Below are 22680 nucleotides of genomic sequence, written 5' to 3'. Positions count from 1 at the left end.
CTCCCCCAGCGGGCGCGGTCCCGGTGCCCTCCGGCAGCGCTGATCACTCGTGTCGGCACCATCGGGCGCCGGGCCCTGGGGAACGGTCCGGCGCCCGCCGCCGTCTCCGGGCGGTCCCTCCGGTCCGGAGGCCTCCTGACGCCGCGGTCGGCGGTTCCCGGCGCTCCGGGCGACCACGCCTCCCGGCGCCACGTCTCCCGAGGTCAGGTCTCCGGGCGACCGCGTCTCCCGGCGCCACGCCTCCGGGCGGGTGCCGTGACACCACCGTCGGGGTTCGGCCCGTTACGCTGGACGACTGGGCATGCAGCCCCATGTTGGCGAAGGACGGGACATCGTGGACACAGGTGATCGCCCGGCGCGGCTGGCAGTCGGGGTGCTCGGAGCCGGACGGGTCGGCTCGGCGCTCGGCGCCGCCCTGGCGAGGGCGGGTCACCGGCTCGTGGCCGTCAGCGGCGTCTCCGACGCCTCCAGGCGCAGGGCGGCCGACCGGCTGGGTCTGGCCCCCAGCGGTCCGGAGGACGTGGTGGCCCGCGCGGACCTCGTCCTGCTCACGGTCCCCGACGACGTGCTGCCCGGCCTGGTCGCGGGCCTGGCAGAGACGGGCGCCGACCTGCGCGGCAAGCTGCTGGTCCACACCAGCGGCGCGTACGGCCTGGCGGTGCTGAACCCGGCGGTCGAGCGCGGGGCGCTCCCGCTGGCGCTGCACCCGGTGATGACCTTCACCGGCAGGGACGACGACCTGAGCCGGCTGACCGGCATCACGTTCGGCGTCACCGCGCCCGAGCCGCTCCGCCCGGTGGCCGAGGCGCTGGTCATCGAGATGGAGGGCGAGCCGGTCTGGATCGAGGAGCGGGACCGGGCGCTCTACCACGCGGCCCTGGCGAACGCGGCCAACCACATGGTCACGCTCATCGCGGAGTCGTCGGAGCTGCTGCGGAAGATCGGCGTGGACGAGCCGGGCCGGATGCTCGGCCCGCTGCTCGGCGCCGCCCTGGACAACGTGCTCCGGCTCGGCCTGGCCGGGCTGACCGGTCCCGTGGTGCGGGGCGACGCGGGCACGGTCCGCAAGCACGTGGACGCGCTCATCCTCGCCGCCCCCGAGGCCGCGGACGCCTACGTGGCCCTCGCTAGGCTCACGGCGGACCGGGCGCTCGCGGCCGGGCTGCTCAAGCCCGAGGCCGCCGAGCGCCTCCTGGACGCCCTGGGAGGGAACATATGGACCTGATCGTGGCGGGTGACCGCACCGAGCTGGCCGAGGCCCGCCGGACGCTGCGCGTCGGCCGCGAGGTCTCCGACGGCAGGGTCGGCCTGGCGCTGGTGCCGACCATGGGGGCCCTGCACGAGGGTCACCGCTCGCTCGTGCGGCTGGCCCGGGAGCGGGCCGACCGCGTCGCGGTGAGCATCTTCGTCAACCCGCTGCAGTTCGGCCCGGGGGAGGACTACTCCCGCTACCCGCGGACGTTCGACGCCGACCTGGAGGTGTGCGCGGCCGAGGGCGTGGACGTCGTCTTCGCCCCCGCCGCGGAGGACCTGTACCTGCCGGACCGGCAGGTCGGCGTGACGGCGGGCACGATGGGCACGATCGTCGAGGGCGCCTCCCGGCCGGGGCACTTCGACGGCATGCTGACCGTGGTGCTCAAGCTGTTCAACCTGGTCCGGCCGGACGCGGCGGTGTTCGGCCGCAAGGACGCCCAGCAACTCGCACTGATCCGCCGGATGGTCCTCGACCTCGACCTGCCGATCGAGATCGTGGGCGCCCCCACGGTCCGGGAGGCGGACGGCCTGGCGCTGTCCAGCCGCAACCGCTACCTGTCGGCGGAGGAGCGGCGCTCCGCGCTGGCCCTGTCCAGGGCGCTGTTCGCGGGGGCGGAGCAGCCGACCCCGGCGGAGGTCCGCCGGGCGGCGCGCGCGGTGCTGGACGCCGAGCCGGGAGTGGCCCTCGACTACCTGGTCCTGGTGGACCCGGCGACCTTCACCGAGGTGCCCGACGACCACGCGGGGGAGGCGGTCCTCGCCGTCGCCGCGAAGGCGGGGACTACCCGGCTGATCGACAACGTTGTTCTGACGCTGGGCCGACCGTAGTCTGGTACCGCTCTGCAATCCCCTGTCCGGCGTGCACGCCCGTGAGGCGGCGCGACCTTCGAAAGGTGAACGGCGCATGCTCCGAACCATGCTCACCTCCAAGATCCACCGTGCCACCGTCACCCAGGCCGACCTGCACTACGTGGGATCGGTCACCATCGACGAGGACCTGCTGGACGCGGCCGGACTGCTGCCCGGGGAGCAGGTCCACATCGTGGACATCGACAACGGCGCGCGCCTGGTCACCTACACCATCGCCGGGCCCAGGGGCTCGGGCGTCATCGGCATCAACGGCGCCGCCGCGCGGCTCGTCCACGAGGGCGACCTGGTGATCATCATCGCGTACGGCCAGATGGAGGACGCCGAGGCCAGGACCTTCCGGCCCCGGGTCGTGCACGTCGACCGCGGCAACCGCGTCATCGACCTCGGCGACGACCCGGCCGAGCCGGTCCCCGGCTCCGCCGGCCTGCGCGGGGACCTCGTCTCCGGCTGACCTTCCGGCCGGGTCGGTTCCCGGCTCGTCGCGCTCTGCCGGGACCCGGTCTCCGGCCGGGCTCGGTTCCCGACTCCGCCGTGCTCCGGGGGGACCCGGTCTTTCGGCTGGCCTTCCGGCCGAGCCGGTCTCCGGTCGGGCTCTCGGCGGGCTCGGTTCCCGGCTCCGCCGTGCTCCGGGGGACCCGGCCTCCGGCCTGCCGTCCGGTCGGTTCCGAGCCCTTCCCCGGCCTCCCCCGGACCCCGCCGACCCGGGGAGGAGATCTCCTGCCGACCCGGGGAAGCCCCGGCCTCCGCGGGGCGTTATCGTCATGGTGACGAAATCCGTGGACCCCCAGACCTCCACGGGCCCGCTCGGAGGCTCCGGTCACGGCCTCCGGGCCGCGACGCACGGCGTCGCAACAGACAGGAGGCGACCATGAGCATCCCGATCCCCCGGAAACTGACCGCGCCCGAGCCGGGATGGACGGTCGAGGCGGACGTGGTCGTGGTCGGCTCCGGGATCGCGGGCCTGACCCTGGCACTCCGCCTGGCGGCCCTCGACCCCGGGGCGAAGGTCCTGGTCGTCACCAAGGACGTGCTCTCGGCGGGCTCCACCCGCTGGGCGCAGGGCGGCATCGCCGCCGTGCTCGACCCCGCCGACACCGCCGAGGAGCACCTGCACGACACGCTCGTCGCGGGGGTCGGCCTCTGCGACACCGAGGCGGTCCGGGTCCTGGTGACCGAGGGGCCGGACGCACTGCGCGGGCTGATCGCCGCGGGCGCCCGGTTCGACACCGACGCCGAGGGCGGGCTCCAGCTCACCCGCGAGGGCGGCCACCGGCGCAACCGCATCGTGCACGCGGGCGGCGACGCCACCGGGGCCGAGGTGCAGCGCGCGCTCGTCGCCGCGGTCCGGGCGTCGGAGATCGAGGTGATCGAGCACGCGCTCGTCCTGGACCTGCTGAAAGACGCGCACGGCCGCGCGGCCGGGGTGACCCTGCACGTGATGGGCGAGGGCTCGCGCGACGGCGTGGGCGCCGTGCGGTCCCGCGCCGTGGTGCTCGCCACCGGCGGGATGGGCCAGGTCTACGCCGCCACGACCAACCCGGCGGTCTCCACCGGGGACGGCGTCGCGCTCGCGCTGCGGGCCGGGGCCGTCGTGCGCGACCTGGAGTTCGTCCAGTTCCACCCGACCGTGCTCTGGCTGGGCGAGGACTCCACCGGCCAGCAGCCGCTGATCTCCGAGGCGGTCCGCGGCGAGGGCGCGGTGCTGGTCGACGCCGACGGCGTGCGGTTCATGAAGGACGTGCACGAGCTCGCCGACCTGGCGCCCCGGGACGTGGTGGCCAAGGCGATCATGCGGCGGATGCGGGAGACCGGCGCCGAGCACATGTACCTCGACGGACGCCACTTCGGCGAGGAGAAGTGGCGCACCCGCTTCCCGACGATCCACGCGGTCTGCCTGGAGCACGGGATCGACCCGGTCACGCAACCGATCCCGGTCGCCCCGGCCGCCCACTACGCCAGCGGCGGCGTCCGCACCGACCTGCACGGCCGTACCAGCGTGCCGGGCCTGTACGCCTGCGGAGAGGTGGCCTGCACCGGCGTGCACGGCGCCAACCGGCTGGCGTCCAACTCCCTGCTGGAGGGCCTGGTCTTCGCCGAGCGGATCGCCGCCGACGTGCACGCCGTACGGCCGGCGCCCGGCGAGCCGGTGACCGACGACAGGACCGCGGGGCTGGTCGACCCGCGGGCCCGGCCGCGGATCCAGGCGCACATGAGCCGGGGCGCGAGCGTGCTGCGCAGCGAGAGGAGCCTGGGCGAGGTGAGCCGCGCCCTGGTGAACTCCCGCTGGACGCCGGTGGCGGTCGAGCCCTGCACCGAGTCGTGGGAGGCCACCAACCTGCTCACCGTCGCCTCCGCCCTGGTGGAGGCCGCCCGAGCCCGCGAGGAGACCCGTGGGTCACACTGGCGGGAGGACTTCCCCGACCGCGACGACCACCGGTGGCTGAGCCACATCGACGTGACCCTGACAGGGGAGGGAATGATCATGAACCATCGTCCGCACGGGGGCGCGGTGCCCGCGCACCTGGCCGAGGAGCTGACCGCGGCGGGGCTGGACCCGGCCGAGGTGGGCGCCGTGATCGAGGCCGCGCTCCGGGAGGACCTCCAGGAGGCCGGCGACGTGACGAGCATCGCCACGATCCCCGCCGGGCAGACCGCCACCGCCGACGTGGTGGCCAGGGCCGACGGGGTGGTCGCGGGACTCGCGGTCGCGGAGGCGGTGTTCGCCCGGCTCGGCGCGGGCCGTACCGAGCGGCACGTCAAGGACGGCGAGCGGGTGGAGCGGGGGGACGTGCTGATGACCGTCACCGGCACCACCCGGGACCTGCTGACGGCCGAGCGGACCGCGTTGAACCTGCTCACCCACCTGTCCGGTGTCGCCTCGCTCACCGCCCGGTGGGTCCGGGCGGTCGAGGGGACCGGGGCCCGGATCCGCGACAGCCGCAAGACCCTGCCGGGCCTGCGCGCGCTGGAGAAGTACGCCGTCCGGGCGGGCGGCGGGGTCAACCACCGCATGTCGTTGTCGGACGCGGCACTGATCAAGGACAATCACGTGGTGGCCGCGGGCGGGGTGGCCGAGGCGTTCCGTGCGGTCCGCGACGCCCACCCCGGCCTGCCGATCGAGGTCGAGGTCGACCGGATCGACCAGATCGAGCCGGTGCTGGCGGAGGGAGCGGAGGAGATCCTGCTGGACAACTTCACCGTTCCGCGGCTCCGCGAGGCCGTGCGCCTGGTCGGCGGGCGGGCGCGGCTGGAGTCCAGCGGGGGGTTGACCTTGGAATCGGCCCGTGACGTGGCCGAAACCGGTGTTGACTACCTTGCGGTGGGCGCGCTCACGCACTCGGCGCCGGCCCTGGACATCGCCTTGGACCTTCGGGGGAACTGATGCTGCTCGCCATCGACGTAGGCAACACTCACACCGTTCTCGGCCTGTTCGAGGGCGAGGAGGTCATCGAGCACTGGCGGATCGCCACCGACGCCCGGCGCACGGCCGACGAGGTCGCGGTCGTGCTGCAGGGGCTGCTGGCGCAGTCGCCGCTGCTCAAGGGGGCCGACGTCGACGGCATCGCGCTCTGCTCCACGGTGCCGTCGGTGCTCAACGAGATGCGCGAGATGTGCCGCCGCTACTACGGCGACGTGACCGCGGTGATCGTGGAGCCCGGCGTGCGCACCGGGGTGCCGGTCCGGATGGACAACCCGAAGGAGGTCGGCAGTGACCGCATCGTCAACGCGCTGGCGGCCATCCAGCTGTACGGCGGGCCGTGCATCATCGTCGACTTCGGGACCGCGACCTCCTTCGACGCCGTCTCCGCCAAGGGGGAGTACGTCGGGGCGGTCACCGCGCCCGGCATCGAGATCTCGGTGGACGCGCTGGCGGCGGCCGGGGCGCAGCTGCACAAGGTGGAGCTGATCCGGCCCCGGTCGGTGATCGCGAAGAACACGGTCGAGGCGCTCCAGTCCGGCATCATCTACGGCTTCGCCGGCCAGGTGGACGGGATCGTGGAGCGGATGGCGGCCGAGCTGGCCGAGGACCCGGACGACGTCACGGTGGTCGCGACCGGCAGCGCGGCGCCGCTCGTGGTCAGCGAGTCCGCCTCGATCGACGTGCACGAGCCGTGGCTGACGCTGATCGGACTCCGGCTCATCTACCACCGCAACACCATGTAGCCGCGTGCGGTCCGGGCGCGGATCGGAGATACGTGCGGACATCGGTAACCTTGACCGCGTGACCGACCATGTGACTGCAGCCGAGGATCTGCCCGAGCAGATGCGCGTGCGCCGGGAGAAGCTCGACCGCCTCCGTTCCGAGGGCGTCGACCCCTACCCGGTGAACTTCCCGCGCACCGCGACCAACGCCGAGATCCGCGACAAATACGCCGGTCTCGCCGCTGACACCGCGACCGGCGACAGGGTGGGCGTCACGGGCCGCGTCATGCTGTCGCGGACCGGCGGCAAGCTCTGCTTCGCCACCATCCGGGACGGCTCCGGCGACCTGCAGGTCATGATCTCGCTGGACCGGGTGGGCGAGGAGTCCCTCGCCGCCTGGAAGCGCGACGTCGACCTGGGCGACCACATCGGCATCGAGGGCGAGGTCATCACCTCGCGCCGCGGCGAGCTGTCCATCCTGGCCGACCGGTGGGCGATCACCTCCAAGTGCCTGCGCCCGCTGCCGGAGAAGCACGCCGGGCTCACCGACCCCGAGGCGCGGGTACGGCAGCGCTACGTGGACCTCATCGTCAACGACGAGGCCCGCAAGATGGCCTACACCCGCAGCGCCGTCGTCCGCGCGATCCGCGACTTCTGGCACGGCGAGGGCTATCTCGAGGTCGAGACGCCGATGCTCCAGCCGATCCACGGCGGTGCGGCGGCCCGGCCGTTCAAGACCCACATCAACGCCTACGACATGGAGCTCTACCTCCGCATCGCGATCGAGCTCTACCTCAAGCGGCTCGTGGTCGGCGGCATCGAGAAGGTCTTCGAGATCAACCGCAACTTCCGCAACGAGGGCGCGGACTCCACCCACAACCCCGAGTTCACCATGCTCGAGGCGTACGGGACGTACCTCGACTACCACGACATGGCCGACCTGACCCAGCGGATGATCCAGAGCGCGGCCGCGGCCGCGCTGGGCCGCTCCGTGGTGGAGCACGACGGGGTGGAGGTCGACCTCGGGCTGGCCGAGTGGCCGCGGATCACGCTGTACGGCTCCGTCTCGGAGGCGCTCGGCGAGGAGGTCACCACCGAGACCTCCCTGGAGCAGGTCCGCAAGCTGGCCGACGCGCGGGAGATCCACTGGGACCCCAAGTGGGGCCAGGGCAAGCTCGTCCAGGAGATCTTCGAGGCGCTGGTCGAGCACACGCTGATCCAGCCCACGTTCGTCATGGACTACCCGCTGGAGACCTCCCCGCTGGCCCGCCAGCACCGCGACAACCCGCTGCTCACCGAGAAGTGGGACCTGATCGGCTTCGGCACCGAGCTGGGCACCGCCTTCTCCGAGCTGGTGGACCCGGTCGAGCAGCGCCGCCGCCTCACCGAGCAGTCCCTGCTCGCCGCGGGCGGTGACCCGGAGGCCATGCAGCTTGACGAGGACTTCCTCGCCGCCCTGGAATACGCGATGCCGCCGACGGGCGGGATGGGGCTGGGCGTCGACCGCCTCGTCATGGCCTTCACCGGCAAGAACATCCGCGAGACCATCCTGTTCCCGCTGGTCAAGCCGACCGGCGGCGCCTGACGGGCGGTCACGGCCGGGGGCGGCGCCCCCGGCCGTGACGCGGTGCGTCCCGCGTGCCCGGGCGCGCCTTTCAACGCACGGATCAGAAACTCCGTTTCGGCCGTGCCCTATATCGTCGGAAGATCAATCATCCCGGCGGTTATTAACGAATGCAGAGAAATGAGCCTCGCGTCCGGCAGCCGGACGGAGGCTCCTTCTGTTTCGGCCGTGGTGCTCCAGTGACCGGCGTGACAAAAGTCTCACGCCTCCTGCGCAGCGCGGGACGGGCGGCCCCGCGGGCGCGGCGGCGGGACGGTCCCGGTGGGGGCGTCCCGCTCCGGGGCCGTTCGTCCGTGCCTGCAGGCCCTTCGTCCATGCTCGCAGGTCGTTCGCCGGACGGTCGCCGAGCCGTTCGCGCCCGGCCGCCGGCCGGCCTCGGCTTATTCGCAAAACCCCGACATATCGTCAGTACTTCACGTAATAGCCACTAAGTCAATGTAGGTCCCCGGATCTATGGAGAGCAGAACTTGACGACCTTTGAAGAAGACGTTTACCGTTCCTGACGGGCGGCATTGGTTCCGATCACACTCACGGCTGGATGCCGGTGCGGGGGAGGACCTCTAGATGGCATATCCAGAAGTCGTAGTGGATGCCCGTCGCGGCCTTCTGGCCGTGAGCGAGGTGGATCTGAGCGACGAGGATCTCGTCCTCCTGGCGGAGCTCGCCAAGGGGGTCACGGTGGACCGCGTGGGACGGCGTCTCGACATCAGCGGGCGCACCGTCCGGCGGAGGCTGCGCGGCATCTGCGACCGCATCGGCGTGGCCACGGCCATCGAGGCCGTGGCATGGGCCGCCCGCCGCCGCCTGATCTGACCCGCGTCCGGCCCGGAGCGCACCGGTCCGGATCCGTGCCCGGCCGGGCGGTCCGGAACCGCGTCCGGCCGGACTCCGCCTCAGTCCGCGGGCCGTACGGCGCGTCTCAGTCCGCGATCCGTACGGCGCCGGCGAACGGACGGCCCGCGATCGGGGCGATGCGGACGACGTCGCCGGTCCGCGGCGCGTGGACCATCAGGCCCCCGCCGATGTAGATCCCGACGTGGTGCAGGTCCCGGTGGAAGAAGATCAGGTCTCCGGGGCGCATCTGCTCCTTGGGGATCTGCGTGCCCGCGGTCCACTGGTTGCCGGTGTAGTGCGGCAGGCTGATCCCGACCTTCTGGTAGGCCCACATGACCAGGCCCGAGCAGTCATAGCTGTTGGGACCCTCGGCGCCCCACACGTAGGGCTTGAGCTGCTGGCTGAGCGCCCAGCGGGCGGCCTCGGCGGCCTTCCCGCCGCCCACGATCGGCATGTCGACCTTCACGGCCCGGCCCCCGCCGCCGGCGCGCTCGCGCACCTCCCGGAACAGGTTGCTCTCGACCCGGGCGACCAGCCGCTCGATCTTGGTGCGCTTGGTGCCGAGCTTGTCGAGGAGGGCGGTGACCTCGGCGGTCCGCGCCTTCGCGCTGGCCTTCGCCCGCTCGGCGGCCTGGATCGCCCGGCTGACCTGGGCGACCTCCTCGCTCTGCCGCTGCTGGAGGGCGTAGGCGGCGGCCGCCTGGTCGAGGAAGGCGTCGGGGTCGCCGGAGGAGGTGAAGGCGAGACCGCCGCCCAGGCCGCCCGTCATGTAGCTGCTCTGCGCGAGCAGGCTGGCCTTGTGCCGCCGGGACTCCAGCTGGGACTCGCTGGTGGCGAGGGTCTTCTTGGCGGCGGCGGCGGCCCGCTCGGCCTGCTTGAGCTTGACCCGCTCCCCGTTGTACTGCTCGGTGAGCTGGGCGATCTCCGTGTGCAGCTTGTCGGCCTGCTTGGCGAGCTGCTGGAGGCTCGGCTGGGGGTCGGCGGTGGCGACCAGGGGGGTCCCGAGGGTCAGGGACGCGAAGACGGCTGCGACGACGGTGATCCGGAGCGGGAATCCGTGCGGGGTGCGTTCTCGATAGCGGGCGTGCTTGCCCGCATGCTCTCTCCCGCGTTCGCGCGTGCGCTTCACCAACAGGCTCCTCTTCCTCGCACCGCCTACCGGGTTAGCTGACGGGTTCGGGCCGGAGGCAGCCCTACCGAGAGCGCTGACGGCGTCTCGGATTCACCCCGGGGGACTTCAGGGAGGTGGGTCCCCGGTTCTCCGGGCTCGGAGATTCGGCGGGCCGGCTCTCGGGGTGAGCCGACATCGAGCCTGGACACTAGTGCAATGGGAGTTCAAGCTCAACCAGAACTCCAAACTTGGTAAGGGTTCTCAAACGAGGAAATCACGGACAGGTCACGCGGAATCATGATCCACATGTCATTGCGCCGCGCGTTCCCGGCTCCCGGCCGCAGGGTGAGATCTTCGCAGGTCCGCGCTGCCGCATCCGGGAAGACCGGCGGCCGGAGGAAGGCGGCGGGTGTGGTGCGGCTCACGACGGGTGACGCATGATGCTTTTGGGGGGTGAGTTAAGGACGAGCCGTAACTGCAGACGGCAGAGGACGTACTCTGATCGGTTGTGACTCCTCCGCTCCCTGCGGGAGCGGCTTCGCGCCTCCCTCGGAGCGAGGTAGGCGACGGCCAGGCCCTGACCGTTTCGAACACGGGAACCATGACGGAGGCATTCCTCCCGCCGGGTGGATCCGGTGGTTCCCCCGCTAGGAGAATGATGGAGCAGGTTGCGGAGCACTTCCCCCCGCGGGCCGTACTCGAGGCGGAGACGATCACCGTGCGCCGGGCGCGGACCCCGGACGTGCGGTCCATCAGGCGGCTCGTCGACACCTACGCCGGGGCGGGCCCGCGCCTGCTGGAGAAGGCCACCGTCACGCTGTACGAGGACGTGCAGGAGTTCTGGGTGGCCGAGCGGGCCGGCCGGGTCGTCGGCTGCGGCGCGCTCCACGTGCTCTGGGAGGACCTGGCCGAGATCCGCACGGTCGCCGTCGACCCCTCCTGCCGGAAGATGGGCATCGGGCACCTGATCGTCTCCCAGCTCATCCGCGCCGCCCGCGAACTCGGCCTGCGCCGGGTCTTCTGCCTGACGTTCGAGGTCGATTTCTTCGCCCGGCACGGATTCCGCGAGATCCAGGGGACGCCGGTCTCCCCGGAGGTCTACGCGGAGCTTCTCGCCTCCTACGACGAGGGCGTCGCGGAGTTTCTCGATCTCGAACACGTCAAGCCGAACACCTTGGGGAACACCAGGATGCTGCTGCACCTCGGCGGGAATGACGCCGGGGCTGACTCCTAGGAAAGGTGACTGTTCTTACCTATGTCGATACCTTGTGCAGCAGCAAGCATGCATGTCTGACATAAGACACATGCCCAGTCGAAGTGAGGTGACGCGGTGAGCACCGGACAGCCGCCGTATCCGCAGGATGATCCCGACCGCGATCGCACACCGTCGGGGCAGCCGGAATACGGACAGCAGAACGCGTACGGTCAGCACGCCCAGGGCGGGCACGACCCCGACGTGACGATCGTGGGATACCGGGGCGAGGGCACGGGCCCGCAGACCCCGCCCGCCTACGGCCAGCAGCCCGGCTACGGGCAGCAGGGCACGGGTTCGTACGGCCAGCAGCAGGGGTACGGCCAGCAGGCCGCTCAGCCCGGCTACGGCCAGGCGGCCTCCCACGAGCAGGGCTACGGCCAGCAGCAGGGGTACGGCCAGCAGGCGGCCCAGCCCGGCTACGGCCAGGCGGCCTCCCACGAGCAGGGCTACGGCCAGCAGGGCTACGGCCAGCAGGCCGCCCAGCCCGGCTACGGCCAGCAGCCCGGCTACGGGCAGCAGGGCACGGGTTCGTACGGCCAGCAGCAGGGCTACGGCCAGCAGGCGGCCCAGCCCGGCTACGGCCAGGCGGCCTCCCACGAGCAGGGCTACGGCCAGCAGGGCTACGGCCAGCAGGCCGCCCAGCCCGGTTACGGCCAGCAGGCGGCCCAGCCGGGCTACGGCCAGCAGGGTTACGGCCAGCAGCCCGGCTACGGGCAGCAGGGCTACGGCCAGCAGGCGGCCCAGCCCGGTTACGGCCAGCCCCAGGGGTACGGCCAGCAGGGCTACGGCCAGGGCTACGCCCCGCAGGGCGTGACGCCCCCCGGCGTCCCCGCTCCGCTCGCGGAGTGGTGGCAGCGCCTGGTGGCCCGCCTCATCGACGGTGTGCTCGTCATCGGCATCCCGGTCGGGATCCTGAGCGCGGTGCTGACCGCCATGCTGGTGACCGCCCCGTCGTTCAACACCGAGACCGGTGCGCTGGAACTGGGCGGCGGCTACGTCCTCGCCAGCCTGCTCACCTACGTGCTCACCGGCGTGATCATCTTCGCCTACGAGTTCCTGATGCTCAAGCAGAACGGCCAGACCGTCGGCAAGATGGTCATGGGCATCAAGGTGGTCGCGATCGGGAGTGCCTCGACCGCCGGCGGTGTGCCCGGCGACTCCGCCCTGAGGCGGGCGGGCGTGTACGCCGGTCCGACGGCCCTGAGCGGAATCCCGGTCATCGGGTGGTTCTTCAACATCTTCACCCTGGTGAACGTGCTCTGGCAGCTCTGGGACAAGCCCTTCCAGCAGTGTCTGCATGACAAGGCGGCCTCGACGGCGGTCGTGAAGATCAAGTAGTTCCGTGATCGACGGGGCCGGCGGGGGAACCGCCGGCCCCGCTTTCATGCCCGGGCGGGAAAACGGTGTCGGAAGGTCTTCCCGGGGCAGACTGCGGGGGACTGCAAAACCATTCGCGCCGGCGGAAGGAACGCCATGGCCGCCTCTCCGCGTCCCGGAGACAATCACCTCGGGCCGGCTTCTTCCCCGTCCGCGGGCTCCTATACGGCCGCGCCGGTTCCGCGACTCCCGGATGGGACGGGCTTCTCCCTTTCCCGGACCGCGAGGACCGGAGGGGCGGGCGGAGGCCGAGCGAGGACTCCCGCTCCTTCGGGAGGCGCGGGAACGCCATCCGGTAAGGGAGCCTTCCGCCGGACGGATCCGCCGCTTCCGTCGCCGTGTCCGGCGCTCCCGGACGCTCCGCCGCCCGCCGAATGGTGGGAACGATTGGCGGCGCGCATCATCGACGCCGCCGGCTTCGTGGCGCTCTACTGGATTCTCTCGCTGTCGTTCTACTCCCTCCTCGCGCCGGCGGGTGAAGGCCGTACCGCCGATCCCCGGGCACTGCCGGGGTTGTTCGCCGGTCTGATCGCCTTTGGCGGTTATACGTTCTACGACTATGTCCTGCACGTCCGGGACGGCCGTACGATCGGCAAGAAACTCATGGGGATCAGGCTGGCCCCGTACGGCGGCGCGGGCCCGGACCGGGCCGGTCTGGCGAGGAGGGCGGCCCTCTACCCGGGCGTTCTCCTGACCGCGGGCATTCCCGCGGTGAGCCTCCTGGCCGCGGTCCTCGGCTTCGCGGGGGCGCTGTTCATCCTCATGGACAAACCCCTTCAGCGGGGACCGCACGACAGGCTGGCCGGGACCGTGGTGGTCAAGGACCTGCGGTGATGCGGCCCGCCACCGAAAGCGATCGATCTGTGATCACTCTGTCACTCTTTTCCCCGGCGCTTTACGGAGTGCAACCGGTAAGACGCCTGGAGAGAAGCATTAAGGTGGTGGATGAGCGTCATGGGCGTCCTGGGACGCACATCGCTCCTGGAAGCCGCTATGGTCATGTGTGAGCTGATCCGACCGCCCGGTCGTGCCCCCGGACCGCGATGTCGCCACGGAAAGTCCCATGACCCGGAATGTCGCCCCGCTGCGGAGTGAGGACCAATGTACGAGGTAATGTCCGCGTTGATACCCCCCGCGGTCGTCGGCGGGGTCTTCGTGTATGGAGTTTTCAAGCTTCTTCGCAGTGAGGCAGCCGGTCGTCGCCCCGCGAAACGGGCCGATCAGGGCGAGTCGCAGAAGGGCTGATCGCCTCTTCCCGGCTCTCGCGGGAGAATCACCGGGCTCCGGAATTGCTGCGCTCTCACCGTGGGTATATGTTTGGCTAGCGAATGAAACAATACTCCGCGAAAGGATTGCGTAGATGGCCAAGCAGATCCAGGAGATTCTCATCGACGACCTCGATGGGGGCGAGGCCAATGAGACTGTCTCCTTCGCGATTGACGGCACCAGCTATGAGATTGACCTGAGTGACGTAAACGCGAAGAAGCTCCGCGACTCCCTCTCGCCTTTCGTGGCGAGCGCCCGTCGCGCCGGGGCCCTGCCCTCCCGTCGCCGCCGTGCCGGTGGGACGAGGGCGCTGACCCGGGAGAAGAGCGCGGAGATCCGGGCATGGGCCAAGGCCCAGGGCCGCAACGTCAGCGAGCGCGGCCGGATCGCCTCCAAGATCGTCGAAGAGTACGAGGCGACGCACTGACCGGTGGTCGGCGAGAGCGGTTCGCCGACCGGTGAATCATGCGGTTATGGCGGTCACGGTGGGGTCCGGTGGCGGCCATGACCGCATGATGCGTTCCGGGGCCCGCTCCGCGCTTCCGCCCGGACCCGCGGTCCGGACGGCCTCTCCGGCGCACCCGGGTCGCGAATGCGGTCTCAGTGGTCGATAAACGTCGTTCGCTTGCGGCGTATCGGGAACATCGCACCCCCGATAGGTAGTTGGATAGAGCGTGAACGCCCTGCTCTCGGGGAACGTCTTCTACGTAGAGCGGTTGCCGGGTCGGGGCTACCATGCGGGAGGACAGGGCCCGGATATCCCGGACCTGCCTGACCGCTCTGTGAGGAGCGACGAGATGTTCGAGAGGTTCACCGACCGCGCACGGCGGGTTGTCGTCCTGGCCCAAGAAGAGGCCCGGATGCTCAACCACAACTACATCGGTACGGAGCACATTCTTCTTGGTCTGATCCATGAAGGTGAAGGCGTTGCCGCCAAGGCTCTGGAGAGCCTCGGCATCAGTCTTGAGGGTGTGCGTCAGCAGGTCGAGGAGATCATCGGCCAGGGGCAGTCCGCGCCGTCGGGGCACATTCCGTTCACCCCGCGCGCCAAGAAGGTCCTTGAGCTGTCGCTCCGCGAGGCCTTGCAGCTGGGTCACAACTACATCGGCACCGAGCACATCCTGCTCGGCCTCATCCGTGAGGGCGAGGGCGTCGCCGCCCAGGTGCTGGTGAAGCTGGGCGCCGATCTCAACCGGGTGCGTCAGCAGGTCATCCAGTTGCTCCACGGCTACCAGGGCAAGGAGCCGGCCGCCTCGGGCGGGCCGCAGGAGGCCGCGCCGTCGACCTCCCTCGTGCTCGACCAGTTCGGCCGCAACCTGACCCAGGCCGCCCGCGAGGGCAAGCTCGACCCGGTGATCGGCCGCGACAAGGAGATCGAGCGGGTCATGCAGGTCCTCTCCCGGAGGACCAAGAACAACCCGGTCCTGGTGGGCGAGCCCGGCGTGGGCAAGACCGCCGTCGTCGAGGGCCTGTCCCAGAAGATCGTCAAGGGCGAGGTGCCCGAGACGCTCAAGGACAAGCAGCTCTACACCCTGGACCTCGGCGCGCTGGTGGCCGGTTCGCGCTACCGCGGTGACTTCGAGGAGCGCCTGAAGAAGGTCCTCAAGGAGATCCGCACCCGCGGCGACATCATCCTGTTCATCGACGAGCTGCACACGCTCGTCGGCGCGGGCGCCGCGGAGGGCGCGATCGACGCCGCCAGCATCCTCAAGCCGATGCTGGCCCGCGGCGAGCTGCAGACCATCGGCGCCACCACGCTCGACGAGTACCGCAAGCACCTGGAGAAGGACGCGGCGCTGGAGCGTCGCTTCCAGCCGATCCAGGTGGCCGAGCCCAGCCTCAGCCACACGATCGAGATCCTCAAGGGCCTGCGCGACCGCTACGAGGCGCACCACCGGGTCTCCATCACCGACGGCGCCCTGGTGGCCGCCGCGCAGCTGGCCGACCGCTACATCAGCGACCGGTTCCTGCCGGACAAGGCGATCGACCTCATCGACGAGGCCGGCTCGCGCATGCGCATCCGCCGCATGACCGCGCCGCCGGACCTCCGCGAGTACGACGAGAAGATCGCCAACGTGCGGCGCGAGAAGGAGTCCGCGATCGACGCGCAGGACTTCGAGAAGGCCGCGGCCCTGCGCGACCAGGAGAAGCAGCTCCAGCTCAAGCGCGAGCGCCGGGAGAAGGAGTGGAAGGCCGGCGACATGGACGTCGTGGCCGAGGTCACCGAGGAGCTCATCGCCGAGGTCCTCGCCACCGCCACCGGCATCCCGGTCTTCAAGCTCACCGAGGAGGAGTCCCAGCGGCTGCTCCGCATGGAGGACGAGCTGCACAAGCGGATCATCGGCCAGGACGACGCGATCAAGGGTCTGTCCCGCTCGATCCGCCGGACGCGCGCCGGTCTGAAGGACCCGCGCCGCCCGGGTGGCTCGTTCATCTTCGCCGGCCCGTCCGGTGTCGGTAAGACCGAGCTGTCCAAGACGCTCGCCGAGTTCCTGTTCGGGGACGAGGAAGCGCTGATCATGCTCGACATGTCCGAGTTCATGGAGAAGCACACCGTCTCCAGGCTGTTCGGCTCCCCGCCCGGCTACGTCGGATACGAGGAGGGCGGCCAGCTCACCGAGAAGGTGCGGCGCAAGCCGTTCTCCGTGGTCCTCTTCGACGAGATCGAGAAGGCCCACCCGGACATCTTCAACTCGCTGCTGCAGATCCTGGAGGACGGTCGCCTGACCGACGCCCAGGGCCGGGTGGTGGACTTCAAGAACACCGTCATCATCATGACGACCAACCTCGGCACCCGGGACATCTCCAAGGGCATCGGGGTGGGCTTCGCGAAGTCCAACGACACCGAGTCCAACTACGACCGGATGAAGGCGAAGGTCCAGGAGGAGCTCAAGCAGCACTTCCGGCCCGAGTTCCTCAACCGCGTCGACGACATCGTGGTCTTCCACCAGCTGACCCCGAAGGAGATCATCCAGATCGTGGACCTGATGCTCGCCCAGGTGGCCGAGCGCCTGAAGGACCGCGACATGGGCCTGGAGGTCTCGCAGGAGGCCAAGCAGCTGCTGGCCGACCGCGGTTACGACCCGGTGATGGGCGCCCGCCCGCTCCGCCGGACGATCCAGCGCGAGCTGGAGGACACGCTGTCGGAGAAGATCCTCTACGGCGAGCTCCGCCCCGGTCAGATCGTCAAGATCGCGATCGAGGGCGAGGGCGAGGAGGCCAAGTTCACCTTCGCCGGTGAGAACGCGCCGGGAGGCAACCGGGTCCCCGACTCGGCCGCCTCCATCGTGGAGCCGATCCAGCACTGACGCAGCGCTGACGGACCCCGGCCGCGAACGGCCGGACAGGCAAAGGCGGACCCCGCCGTGAGCACCTCACGGCGGGGTCCGCCTATTTGTTACCCAAGGGTGCTTCTCGCCACCAAATGTAGTACTACACTCTGTAGAGCGAACTGGACCACGTCCCGTCGGCTGCCCGGACACCATTCCGTCCCGGCGGGGACCGGTCCCAGAGATCAGCCCAGCGATGTACGGGCGTGTCAGCTCCGGGAGTGACGCGCGGATCGGCGCCGGTGGGAGATGCTCGACGGACCGGGTCGAGTTCCCGGCAGACAAGGGACGCGACGGCCCACGAGGCCGGGCCCGCGGGCGCAGGGCGGCCGCGGACGACCGGAGTCTCTTACACGGAACACGCCTGGGAGGCACCCGATGCGCTTGCGGCACGAGGACGGGACGCTCGTCCACCTGGCCTACAACGCGGGCGTGCATCCCGCCGAGGACCTGGAGAACCTGATCGCGCACCTGACCCGCTACGCGGTCCCGGTGCGCAGGCGCCTCGGCGTGGAGCGGATGGGCGTGGGCCTCTGGCTCTCGCCGGCCGTCGCCGACCACCTCACCGCCGACCGGATCGAGCTGGTACGGCTCCGCCGCTCCCTGGAGGAGCGCGGCCTGGAGGTGGTCAGCCTCAACGGCACCGGCGGCCGCAACCAGGAGGCCCCCGGACCTGACTGGGCCAAGCCCGAGCGCTACCGCTACACGATGGCGCTGGCCAGGATCCTGGCCTTCCTGCTCCCGGAGGACGTGCGGTTCGGCAGCATCTCCACCATCCCCATCGGCTGGCGCCGCGACTGGCCCGCCGACCTGCACGCGATCGCCGCCCGCCGCCTCGAACGCCTCTCCCGCGAGCTGAGGGGCCTGTACGGCGTGACCGGCAAGACCATCAGGGTCGGCTTCGAGCCCTGGCCCGGCTGCGTGCTGGAGACCACCGAGCAGGCCCTCGAGCGGGTCTGCGGCATCGACTCCGAGCACCTCGGGGTCTGCCTGGACGCCTGCCACCTGGCCGGGGGCACGGCGGGCGCCGGGATCACGGAGGAGGCCGGGACGGCGCTGCGCGGCCTGGCCGCGGCGGGCACGCCCGTGGTCAAGCTCGGGCACGTCCACAACCACGCGGGCGACTCCTGCCGGGAGCTGCCGAGCACCCGCCCGGTGCTGGAGGACACGCTCACCGCGATGCTCTCCGGGGCGGTGAGCGGCACCGCCCACATCGAGGTCGAGATCCACGACCTGGCCGTGCCGCTGCGGACGAAGGGTCCCGGCGCGCTGGTCAGCGCGCTGGCCGAGGAGCTCGACTGGGCCCGCAGCAACCTCACCGCCCTGGGCCTGCGGCTCGCCGCCTGAGCGGCCCGTCGCCCGTCACCGCCCGCCTGAGCCGCCGACCACCGCCCACCCGCCTGGCGCTCCCGCCGTCCGAACGGTCCTGTGCCGCCCCGCTGCGCCGTCCGAGGGCTCATCCCATGGCGGGAGGACGAGCGGGCGGGCCGCCCGGCAGACGGTAGGTGCCGTCGTCGAGGACCTCCGCCAGGCCGTCGGCGACGAGGCCGTCGAGGGCGCGCTCACGCTGGACGGGCTCGTCCCAGACGGAGTCGAGGGCCGCCTTGGGGACGGGTCCGTGGGCCTCGCGCAGGACGGCCAGGAGACGGCCGCGGCACTGGCGGTCGGTGCCCGTGTAGGTCTGCCCCCTGCGGGCGGGGCCCTCGTAGGGGGGCTTGCCCGCCAGGCGCCAGGCGCACCGGTCGCGGATCGGGCAGTCGGCGCAGCGGGGGGCGCGTGCCGTACAGACCAGGGCGCCCAGCTCCATCACGGCGACGGCCCAGACGGGCGCGTCCTCCGGCCCGGGGAGCAGGGACTCGGCGAGCACGCGCTCGGCGGCGGTGGTGGCCTTGGGGGGGTATTCCTCCCCCCGTACGGCACGCGCCAGCACCCGGCGGACGTTGGTGTCGAGCACGGCGTGGCGTCCGCCGAAGGCGAAGCTGGCGACCGCGGCCGCGGTGTACTCGCCGACGCCGGGGAGGGTGAGCAGCGTGGCGTGGTCGGCGGGGACCCGTCCGCCGTGCAGTTCGGTGACCGCTCGGGCGCAGGCGTGCAGGTTGAGGGCGCGGCGCGGGTAGCCGAGGCGGCCCCAGTGGCGTACGGCCTCGCCGGGAGGCTCGGCGGCCAGGGCGGCGGGGGTCGGCCAGCGCTCCATCCACTCGGTCCAGACGGGGAGCACCCGGACCACCGGCGTCTGCTGGAGCATGATCTCGCTGACCAGGATCGACCAGGGGGTGGCGCCGGGCTCGCGCCACGGCAGCTCGCGGGCGCACCTGGCATACCACTCGAGAACGGGAGTCAGCAGGAGATTGCGCTTGGCCACGCCTCGACGATAGTGCCGCCCGCCGACATGTTTACCCAAGGAACCGTAGGGGAACGGCGGGTCGCCGCCGGGGTTCCCCAAGGGCTCCCCATACTGTGCGCATGGATCCGGACACGTTCCGCAGTGACATGGGGGTCGACGTCTACTGGAGGCGCCGGCTGATCGCGCTCGTCGCCGTCCTCGTGGTGGTCGCGATCGTGGCCTGGGCCTGCTCGGCGGCGGGCGGGCCGGAGAGCGCCTCGAAGGCCCAGGCGGCTCCGACGAGCCGGTCGCCCGCCCCGGACCCGCTCCTGGCCACCCTGCCGGTGGCCGCCATCACCCCGACTCCGACGGCTCCGACCCCCTCCCCGAGGCCGGCCAAGCCGGTCCCCCGGCCCAAGCGGCCGGGGGACGCCTGCGACGCCGCCGACCTGGTGCTGAGCCTCATGGGCGAGGGGGAGGTCTACGGCGCGGACGAGCGCCCGCGGTTCATCCTCACGCTGGTCAACACCGGCAAGGTGATGTGCACGGCCGACGTGGGGCCGCGGACGACGGAGGTCCGCATCACCTCGGGTGACGACCGCGTCTGGTCGTCGGCCGACTGCCTCAGCGGCGAGACCGATGACATCCGCAAGCTGGAGCGCGGCATCCCGTACGTCCGGCAGATCCAGTGGGACCGCCGCAGGTCGGGATCCGACTGCAGGGCGAAGCGGGCCGAGGCCCGTCCGGGGACCTACGTGGCCATGGTCCGGGCCCCCCGGCTGAAGAGCGACAAGGTGGTCTTCCACCTGCGCTGACGGCGGTGCGGAGGCGGCGGCCGGCGCGATCCGGCCCCCGGCCGGGCCGCGGGGCCGTCTCCGATCGGTCTGTTGCGATGCCTCCGGCCGGCCTGTGGGGTGGTCTCTCCGGCCGGGCCGTCGTGATGCCTCCGGGCGATCTCTCCGGCCGGAGTTCTCCCGAGCGCCGTTATGGTGGCGCTGAAGGCGATTTAAGCCTCCCATAAGATGGGCGATTCATCTTCCGTGCTATAAAAATAACCAGTTTCACGGAGTATGAAGGAGACGCCCTCTCGTGAGAATTCCCCGCCGTTTCTCCGCGCCGCCGGACGAGGTGAGCCGCCGCCTCGGCGGGAAGGCCGCGCCCGGGTGGCCCGGTGGGGGTCGCGCGGGACGGAGGCCACCCGGTGGCCCGGATCCCGAACGACGTTAATAACCTCTGACCTGCGGGGATGATGTCCCCTCGGGTGGTGATCACGGAGACGGCCGACGGCCTGCCGGCAGGCCGTCCCGGACTGGAGGGCCCGCTCCGTGATCCGGCGCGATCCGGCCCCTGAATGACCGCGCCCTTTCTACGGCGGTCCGGGAAAAGGGCCGGGCGTTCGTCCGCCGTAAGGGAAGGCATTGTCATCCGCCTTCCGCAGACCCCGAGCAAGGAATGGTAAATGCGTAGAACGGCCACGCTCCTCACCATGGCAGCGGTCAGCTTCGGTGCCACGGTTTTCGCCGCCTCCCCCGCCCTGGCCCACGGTTACGTGTCATCGCCGCCGAGCCGCCAGGCCATGTGCGCCCAGGGGCGCGTCGCGAACTGCGGCGCGATCGTCTACGAGCCGCAGAGCGTCGAGGGCCCCAAGGGGCAGATGAACTGCCACGGCGGGGTCGGCCGGTTCTCCGTGCTCAGCGACGAGAGCAGGGCCTGGCCGGCCACACCCGTCGGCAACAGCGTGACCTTCAACTGGGTGCTGACCGCTCGCCACTCCACCAGCCACTGGGACTACTACATCGGCAACAAGAAGATCGCCACCTTCAACGACGGGGGCAGGCAGCCCGGCGCGACGGTCTCGCACGTGGTGAACCTGTCGGGCTACAGCGGGCGGCAGAAGGTCCTCGCCGTCTGGAACATCGCCGACACGGTCAACGCCTTCTACTCGTGCATCGACCTGCAGGTCGGCGGCGGCAGCGGTGGCGGGAGCACCCCGCCCCCGGCCCCCACCCCGACTCCGACCAGGCCGTCCACGCCCGCGCCGACCCCGGCTCCGACCAAGCCGTCCACCCCGCCCCCGGCCACTCCGGGAGGGACGTGGAAGGCGGGGACCTGGTACGCGGTCGGCGCCAAGGTCACGTACGGCGGTGCCGCCTACCGGTGCATCCAGGCGCACACCGCCCTGGGTGGGTGGGAGCCGCCGAACGTCCCGGCTCTCTGGCAGCGGGTCTGACCGGTCCGCGGGCGCCGCGCCGCCCCGGTGCGGCGCCCGCGCGGCGGGAACCCGGTTCCGACCAGGAGATGTGACGTGAATGAGACGACACGAATGAGATGAAATGGACGAGACGCCACCGATGGGGCGACGCGGATGAGACGGTGCCCGTGAGCGCCCGCGGGACGGCCTCCGCCGGGCGCCTCGCCCTCGCTCTCACCGTCACGGGCGTGCTGGCGCTCTCCGGGTGCGGGACGGCGGCCGACTCGCACGGCCGCCATGCCGGTCACGGCGCCGGTCACGGTGCCGGCCCTCATGCCGGTCACGCCGCCCGGGTGCCCGCCGCGGAACAGAACCCCGCCACCGCGACTCCCGCCACCGCCCCAGCCTCTGGGAACCCGGCCTCCGGGAACCCGGCCTCCGGGACCCCCGCGGCCACGGTGCCCGCCGAGGACGGCCTCACCGGGACCGGCAGGGCCGCGGCCGGCCGGGAGGACGGTCCGGCCGGGGCCGGCTCCTTCAACGACGCCGACGTGATGTTCCTGCAGATGATGATCCCCCACAACCGGCAGGGGGCGGAGCTGGCGGGCCTGGCCGGCTCCCGGTCCGCCCGGGGCACGGTGAAGGCGCTGGCGGCGGCGATCGCGGCCACCCAGGACCAGGAGGCCGAGGCCATGGCCGGTCGGCTGGAACGCTGGCGGCGCCCCCTGGAGGCCGAGGCGCACGCCCACGACGCGCACGGCGGCCTGCACGTCACCGGCCCCGAGGAGGCCGTGGCGCTCAGGAGGGCGACCGGAGCCGCGTTCGACGTCAGGTTCCTCAACGTGATGGTCGCCCACCAGCACAACGCCGTCGAGATGGCCCGCGCCGAGATCCGGGACGGGCGGCATCCCGAGGTGGTCGAGCTGGCCCGGCGGATCGACCTGTCGCGCTCCGCGCAGATCAAGGCGATGCTCGGCGAACTGGGCTCCTGAGCTCTCCGGGACCGGCATCGAGGAGGCCTGCATCGAGGAGCCCTGCAGGGAGCCGTCACGGGGGAGATCGGCAGAGGATCGGCATCGAGGGGGCCGGCAGGGGATGGCCAC

The 22680-nt window shown here is 71.5% G+C and carries 18 protein-coding genes and 1 riboswitch; of the genes, 16 read left to right on the top strand and 2 right to left on the bottom strand.

Features of this window, described 5'->3' with window-relative positions; genetic code table 11:
- The first annotated feature begins 334 nt into the window (after nucleotides 1-334).
- From HS048_RS03240 to HS048_RS03210, 7 genes are all read left to right on the top strand, one after another.
- Nucleotides 335-1225, top strand: coding sequence for a Rossmann-like and DUF2520 domain-containing protein (locus HS048_RS03240; protein ID WP_239320818.1), 891 nt, complete (start codon nucleotides 335-337; stop codon nucleotides 1223-1225).
- Nucleotides 1216-2082: a pantoate--beta-alanine ligase gene (gene panC, locus HS048_RS03235; RefSeq protein ID WP_196466112.1), complete on the top strand. Its 867-nt coding sequence runs from the start codon at nucleotides 1216-1218 to the stop codon at nucleotides 2080-2082. The genes HS048_RS03240 and panC overlap by 10 nt, the downstream gene beginning before the upstream one ends.
- A 76-nt stretch (nucleotides 2083-2158) precedes the next feature.
- Nucleotides 2159-2575 carry an aspartate 1-decarboxylase gene (panD, locus tag HS048_RS03230; RefSeq protein ID WP_068902512.1) on the top strand — a complete coding sequence of 139 codons (417 nt, stop codon included), beginning with the start codon at nucleotides 2159-2161 and terminating at the stop codon, nucleotides 2573-2575.
- 417 nt (nucleotides 2576-2992) lie between these two features.
- Nucleotides 2993-5506: an L-aspartate oxidase gene (locus HS048_RS03225; protein ID WP_068902514.1), complete on the top strand. Its 2514-nt coding sequence runs from the start codon at nucleotides 2993-2995 to the stop codon at nucleotides 5504-5506.
- Nucleotides 5506-6288, top strand: a complete 783-nt coding sequence (locus tag HS048_RS03220) for a type III pantothenate kinase (protein ID WP_068902518.1) — start codon at nucleotides 5506-5508, stop codon at nucleotides 6286-6288. Before HS048_RS03225 ends, HS048_RS03220 begins: the two co-directional genes overlap by 1 nt.
- A 58-nt stretch (nucleotides 6289-6346) precedes the next feature.
- Entirely contained in the window at nucleotides 6347-7852 is a 1506-nt protein-coding gene (gene lysX, locus HS048_RS03215; RefSeq protein ID WP_196466111.1) for a bifunctional lysylphosphatidylglycerol synthetase/lysine--tRNA ligase LysX, read from the top strand.
- Between the two features lie 651 nt (nucleotides 7853-8503).
- Nucleotides 8504-8704, top strand: coding sequence for a LuxR C-terminal-related transcriptional regulator (locus HS048_RS03210; RefSeq protein ID WP_307729044.1), 201 nt, complete (start codon nucleotides 8504-8506; stop codon nucleotides 8702-8704).
- 106 nt (nucleotides 8705-8810) lie between these two features.
- Here the strand turns inward: HS048_RS03210 and HS048_RS03205 are convergent, their stop codons facing one another.
- Complete coding sequence (locus tag HS048_RS03205; RefSeq protein WP_153054576.1) at nucleotides 8811-9854, bottom strand: NlpC/P60 family protein; 1044 nt, start codon at nucleotides 9852-9854, stop codon at nucleotides 8811-8813.
- An 8-nt stretch (nucleotides 9855-9862) separates the two neighbouring features.
- Nucleotides 9863-10016: riboswitch (cyclic di-AMP (ydaO/yuaA leader) on the bottom strand.
- A 478-nt stretch (nucleotides 10017-10494) separates the two neighbouring features.
- Between HS048_RS03205 and HS048_RS03200 the strand changes: the two genes are divergently transcribed.
- The 6 genes from HS048_RS03200 (at nucleotide 10495) to HS048_RS03175 (ending at nucleotide 18410) form a co-directional block, all read left to right on the top strand.
- A complete protein-coding gene (locus HS048_RS03200) occupies nucleotides 10495-11070 on the top strand; it encodes an amino-acid N-acetyltransferase (protein ID WP_196467764.1) in 576 nt (191 codons plus the stop codon).
- 96 nt (nucleotides 11071-11166) lie between these two features.
- Nucleotides 11167-12429, top strand: a complete 1263-nt coding sequence (locus HS048_RS38675; protein ID WP_196466110.1) for an RDD family protein — start codon at nucleotides 11167-11169, stop codon at nucleotides 12427-12429.
- A gap of 135 nt (nucleotides 12430-12564) precedes the next feature.
- Nucleotides 12565-13302, top strand: a complete 738-nt coding sequence (locus HS048_RS38000) for an RDD family protein (RefSeq protein ID WP_255529563.1) — start codon at nucleotides 12565-12567, stop codon at nucleotides 13300-13302.
- A 526-nt stretch (nucleotides 13303-13828) separates the two neighbouring features.
- Nucleotides 13829-14161: an Lsr2 family protein gene (locus tag HS048_RS03185; protein WP_191898235.1), complete on the top strand. Its 333-nt coding sequence runs from the start codon at nucleotides 13829-13831 to the stop codon at nucleotides 14159-14161.
- A 370-nt stretch (nucleotides 14162-14531) separates the two neighbouring features.
- Nucleotides 14532-17042: an ATP-dependent Clp protease ATP-binding subunit gene (locus HS048_RS03180; protein ID WP_068902533.1), complete on the top strand. Its 2511-nt coding sequence runs from the start codon at nucleotides 14532-14534 to the stop codon at nucleotides 17040-17042.
- Between the two features lie 399 nt (nucleotides 17043-17441).
- On the top strand, nucleotides 17442-18410 hold the full coding sequence (locus HS048_RS03175) for a TIM barrel protein (RefSeq protein WP_196466109.1): 969 nt from the start codon (nucleotides 17442-17444) through the stop codon (nucleotides 18408-18410).
- A 109-nt stretch (nucleotides 18411-18519) separates the two neighbouring features.
- On the opposite strand, the gene HS048_RS03170 is transcribed toward HS048_RS03175, so the two are convergent.
- Nucleotides 18520-19425 (bottom strand): A/G-specific adenine glycosylase, encoded by a 906-nt coding sequence (locus HS048_RS03170; RefSeq protein WP_084008922.1) that lies wholly within the window; start codon nucleotides 19423-19425, stop codon nucleotides 18520-18522.
- A 101-nt stretch (nucleotides 19426-19526) separates the two neighbouring features.
- Between HS048_RS03170 and HS048_RS03165 the strand changes: the two genes are divergently transcribed.
- The 3 genes from HS048_RS03165 to HS048_RS38670 all read left to right on the top strand — a co-directional run bounded on the left by HS048_RS03165 (nucleotide 19527) and on the right by HS048_RS38670 (nucleotide 22569).
- Nucleotides 19527-20201, top strand: coding sequence for a hypothetical protein (locus HS048_RS03165; protein ID WP_196466108.1), 675 nt, complete (start codon nucleotides 19527-19529; stop codon nucleotides 20199-20201).
- Between the two features lie 644 nt (nucleotides 20202-20845).
- Entirely contained in the window at nucleotides 20846-21616 is a 771-nt protein-coding gene (locus HS048_RS03160) for a lytic polysaccharide monooxygenase (RefSeq protein WP_068902539.1), read from the top strand.
- Nucleotides 21617-21765: 149 nt separating this feature from the next.
- The gene (locus HS048_RS38670) at nucleotides 21766-22569 is read left to right on the top strand and encodes a DUF305 domain-containing protein (protein ID WP_196466107.1); all 804 of its coding nucleotides are present in this window, start codon (nucleotides 21766-21768) and stop codon (nucleotides 22567-22569) included.
- The last annotated feature ends 111 nt before the right edge of the window (nucleotides 22570-22680 follow it).

The sequence above is a fragment of the Planomonospora sp. ID91781 genome (assembly GCF_015711595.1).
Taxonomy (GTDB): domain Bacteria; phylum Actinomycetota; class Actinomycetes; order Streptosporangiales; family Streptosporangiaceae; genus Planomonospora; species Planomonospora parontospora.
Note: the sequence above shows the minus strand (reverse complement) of the source record. Positions and strands in the feature narration are given on the sequence as shown.